Source organism: Micromonospora sp. D75, from assembly GCF_018070405.1.
GTDB lineage: Bacteria > Actinomycetota > Actinomycetes > Mycobacteriales > Micromonosporaceae > Micromonospora > Micromonospora chalcea.
This window is the reverse complement of the sequence record NZ_JAGPXV010000559.1, coordinates 1-3,985: the sequence shown is the minus strand read 5'-3', so window position 1 is coordinate 3,985 and position 3,985 is coordinate 1. Positions and strand designations below refer to the sequence as shown.

At 70.8% G+C, this 3,985-nt stretch carries 3 protein-coding genes; 1 reads left to right on the top strand and 2 read right to left on the bottom strand.

Annotated features, from left to right (window positions below):
* The coding region (locus KBX39_RS25385) for a bifunctional 2-polyprenyl-6-hydroxyphenol methylase/3-demethylubiquinol 3-O-methyltransferase UbiG (protein ID WP_210872868.1) at positions 1-743 on the bottom strand (743 nt) is incomplete at its 3' end.
* A gap of 215 nt (positions 744-958) precedes the next feature.
* Here KBX39_RS25385 and KBX39_RS25380 point away from each other — a divergent pair.
* The gene (locus tag KBX39_RS25380) at positions 959-1,735 is read left to right on the top strand and encodes an HAD-IIB family hydrolase (protein ID WP_210872867.1); all 777 of its coding nucleotides are present in this window, start codon (positions 959-961) and stop codon (positions 1,733-1,735) included.
* Positions 1,736-3,576: 1,841 nt separating this feature from the next.
* On the opposite strand, the gene KBX39_RS25370 is transcribed toward KBX39_RS25380, so the two are convergent.
* Positions 3,577-3,985 (bottom strand): ClpP family protease (locus KBX39_RS25370; protein WP_210872865.1); only part of this gene is annotated, 409 nt, incomplete at its 5' end.

Below are 3,985 nucleotides of genomic sequence, written 5' to 3'. Positions count from 1 at the left end.
GTGGCTCGGGCCGGGAGCCGGTAGATCGACACGTGGGAGCGCGATTCGGCGGTGAACTCCGCGCCGGACCAGTCCGCGTACCGATGCTCCAGCGTGAAGCCGGCCAACTCGCCCATCAGGTCCAGCTCGGACGGCCAGACGTAGCGGTGCGGGCTGCGGAAGACGCGCGCCTCGCGGCCGTCGCCGAACTCGAAGTGGTGCGAGACGAGGTGTTGCCGCAGCACGTCGTAGGTGTCCACGCCGACGTATCCGGGCTCGGTAGCGAAGACCGCCGCCCGCTGGCCGGGCGGCAGTACGCGCAGTTCCGGCACCTCCAGCTCGATCACGAACCGGCCGCCGGGCTTGAGGTGGCGGGCGGCGTTGCGGAAGCACGCCACCTGTTCGGCCTGTTCGAGCAGGTTGGAGATGGTGTTGTAGACGAGGTAGACCAGGCTGTACTCCCCGGGTGAGGTGGCGGTGGCCATGTCGCCGATCACCACCGGGATCGTCGCCGCATCGGCCTTCGACCGCAGTCGCTCCACCATCGGTACGGAGAGTTCGATGCCGCTGACCCGCACGCCGCGTCCGGCCAGGGGGACTGCCACCCGGCCCGTGCCGATGGCGAACTCCAGCACCGGCCCGTCGCCGGCGAGCGCGGCGAGCCGGTCCACGGCCGGGTCGAGCACCTCCGGCGCGAACATCCCCGTGCCCGGTGTGTCGTACCGCTCGGCGGTCTCGGCGTTCCAGATCTCGTCCTGGCGCATCCGCTCACCATGGCGATCGGCGCCGGACGCTGTCGACCGCATTTCACCGTCGAGCCCGGTTCCGGAAGGCCCGAACCCGCTGCGGAGCCGCTGTTACGCTCCGTCATGAGGGCCGCGTGGTCTGGTGAGCCCTCCGGTCCGGGCCCTCCAGGTCGGTGCCAGGGTGCGTCGGTACCCTGCTAGTTCTGGCCTGTCCGCGACGACATGAGGTATTCGTGACCGATCTTCGAGTGGTGGCGTTCGACCTGGACGTCACCCTGGCGATTTCCAAGTCCCAGATCGATCGTCGGATGGCGGAGCTGCTCGGCCACCTGCTCACCGAGGTGGACGTACTCATCATCTCCGGTGGTCGGTTCGAGCAGTTCCAGTCGCAGGTGCTGGCCCACCTCGACCTCACCGAGCAGCAGCGCGAGCGGCTGCACCTGATGCCCACCTGCGGTACCCGGTACTACCGCTGGTCCGACGGGGACTGGCGGCAGGTCTACGCCGAGGATCTGAGCGAGGCCGACAAGGCGCGTGTCGTTGCCGCGCTGACCGAGTCGGCGCAGGCGCTGGGTCTGTGGGAGGCGAAGACCTGGGGCGACATCATCGAGGACCGGGGCAGTCAGATCACGTTCTCCGCGCTGGGTCAGTCCGCCCCGCCGGCGGAGAAGTACGGCTGGGACCCGGACGGCGACAAGAAGCGGCGGCTGCGGGACGCGGTCGCGGCGAAGCTGCCCGACCTGGAGGTCCGTGGCGGCGGCTCGACCTCGATCGACGTCACCCGCAAGGGTGTGGACAAGGCGTACGGCATGCGGAAGCTGCTGGAGCACCTGGACCTGACCATCGACAACGTGCTCTTCGTGGGGGACCGGCTGGACGTGGGCGGCAACGACTACCCGGTCAAGGCCATGGACATCCGCTGCCACGCGGTCACCCGGTGGGAGGACACCGCCGACTACGTGGAGCGGCTCGTCGACGACCTGGTGAAGCAGCGCGCCGGGCGCGCCTGACCGACGTGCGACGCAGAGCCCACCGGTTCCGGAACCGGTGGGCTCTGGCGGTATCGACGGTGATGAGGTAGGAACAGCCGAGAGAGCGCTCTCCCGTCCCATCACCGAACAGGCAGGCAGATGCGATCACCCGACCCCTCCCGCCGCCGTTTCCTCACGCTCACCGCCTCCGCGGCCTCGCTCACCGCCCTCGGCCTCCCGGCCGGCGCCGCCGCCGCGTCCCCGGCCGCGCGCCCGGCACGCGAGCCCGACTTCGGCCCCAACGTCTTCGTGTACGACCCCGGCACGCCGGTGGAGGAGATCCAGTCCACGCTGGACCGGTTGTTCACCGCCCAGGAACGCAACGAGATGGGCTTCGACAGGTACGCCGTGCTGTTCAAGCCCGGCCGCTACGAGGTGGACGCCCGGCTCGGTTACTACACGACTGTCGCCGGTCTCGGCGCCCACCCGGACGACGTGGAGATCCACGGCGCGGTCCGGGTGGTCGGGCAGCCCGACCCGAACTCGCCGGCCGGCATCTCCGCGCTGACCAACTTCTGGCGTTCGGCGGAGAACCTCGCGGTCACCCCGACCGACTGGTCGAATCAGTGGGCCGTCTCCCAGGCGTCGCCGATGCGCCGGGTGCACGTCAAGGGTGTGCTGTGGTTGGAACCCGGCAACGGCGGCTACTCCAGCGGCGGCTACATCGCCGACTCCAAGGTGGACGGCATCACCATCAACGGCTCCCAGCAGCAGTGGCTCACCCGCGACAGCGAGCTCGGCGGCGAGTGGACCAACGGCGTGTGGAACCAGGTCTTCTCCGGCGTGATCGGCGCGCCCGCGCATGGCTTCCCCGACCCGCCGTACACCACGCTGCCGACCAGCCCGGTGACCCGGGAGAAGCCGTACCTGTTCGTCGACGCCCGGGGCGCCTGGCGAGTCGCCGTACCGCGTCTGCGCCGGAACACCGCCGGCACCACCTGGGCCACCGGCGGCGCGCCGGTGCCGTCGCTGCCGCTGTCCGCGTTTTTCCTGGCCCGGCCCACCGACTCGGCGAAGCGGATCAACGCGGAACTGGCCCGGGGCCGGCACCTGCTGCTCACCCCCGGCGTCTACCACCTGGACCGGGCCCTGCGGGTACGCCGACCGGACACCGTCGTGCTCGGCCTCGGCATGCCGAGCCTGGTGCCGGATCGCGGGGACGCGGCGCTGCGGATCGAGGACGTGGACGGGGTCCGCATCGCCGGGGTGCTGGTGGACGCCGGGCCGGTCGAGTCGCCGGTGCTGGTCGAGGTCGGTACGCGGCACTGCCACCGGTCGCACGCCACGAACCCGATCTCGCTGCAGGACGTCTTCTTCCGCATCGGCGGCCCGTACGCCGGGCGGGCGGTGACCAGCCTCGTGGTGCACAGCCGGCACACGCTGATCGACAACATCTGGGCCTGGCGCGGCGACCACGGCCGGGCCGGCACGATCGGCTGGACCGTGAACACCGCCGCCACCGGCGTGATCGTCAACGGCGACGACGTGACCGCGTACGGGCTCTTCGTCGAGCACTACCAGCGCTGGCAGACGATCTGGAACGGCGAGCGCGGCCGGACCGTGTTCTACCAGAGCGAGCTGCCCTACGACCCGCCCAGCCAGGCGGCCTGGCGCAGCCCGACCGGCAACGGCTGGGCCTCGTACAAGGTGGCCGATCACGTCCGCACGCACGAGGCGTGGGGACTGGGCGTCTACTCGTACTTCAACCAGGGCGTGGACATCCGCTGTGACAGGGGGATCGAGGCGCCGCGCCGGGCCGGGGTGCGGTTCCACGACGCGATCACCGTGTTCCTCGACGGCAGCGGCCGGGCCCGCCCGGCTCACCCGGCGAGCTGGTCGACGCGGGAGAGCACCTGGTCGATCAGGCCGTACTCGCGGGCCTCCTCGGCGGTGAACCAGCGGTCCCGGTCCCAGTCGCGCTGGATCTCCTCCAGCGTGCGCCCGCTGTGCCGGGCGATGAGCTCCTGCATGGTCCGCTTCACGTGCAGCATGTTCTCGGCCTGGATGGTGATGTCGGAGGCTGTGCCGCCCATCCCGCCGGAGGGCTGGTGCATCAGGATCCGGGTGTGCGGCAGCGCGAACCGCTTGCCGGCCGTCCCGGCGCAGAGCAGGAACTGCCCCATCGAGCCGGCGATCCCGAGCGCCAGCGTCGCGACGTCGTTCTTGACGTACCGCATGGTGGCGTAGATGGCCATGCAGGCTCTCACCGAGCCGCCGGGAGAGGTGTGG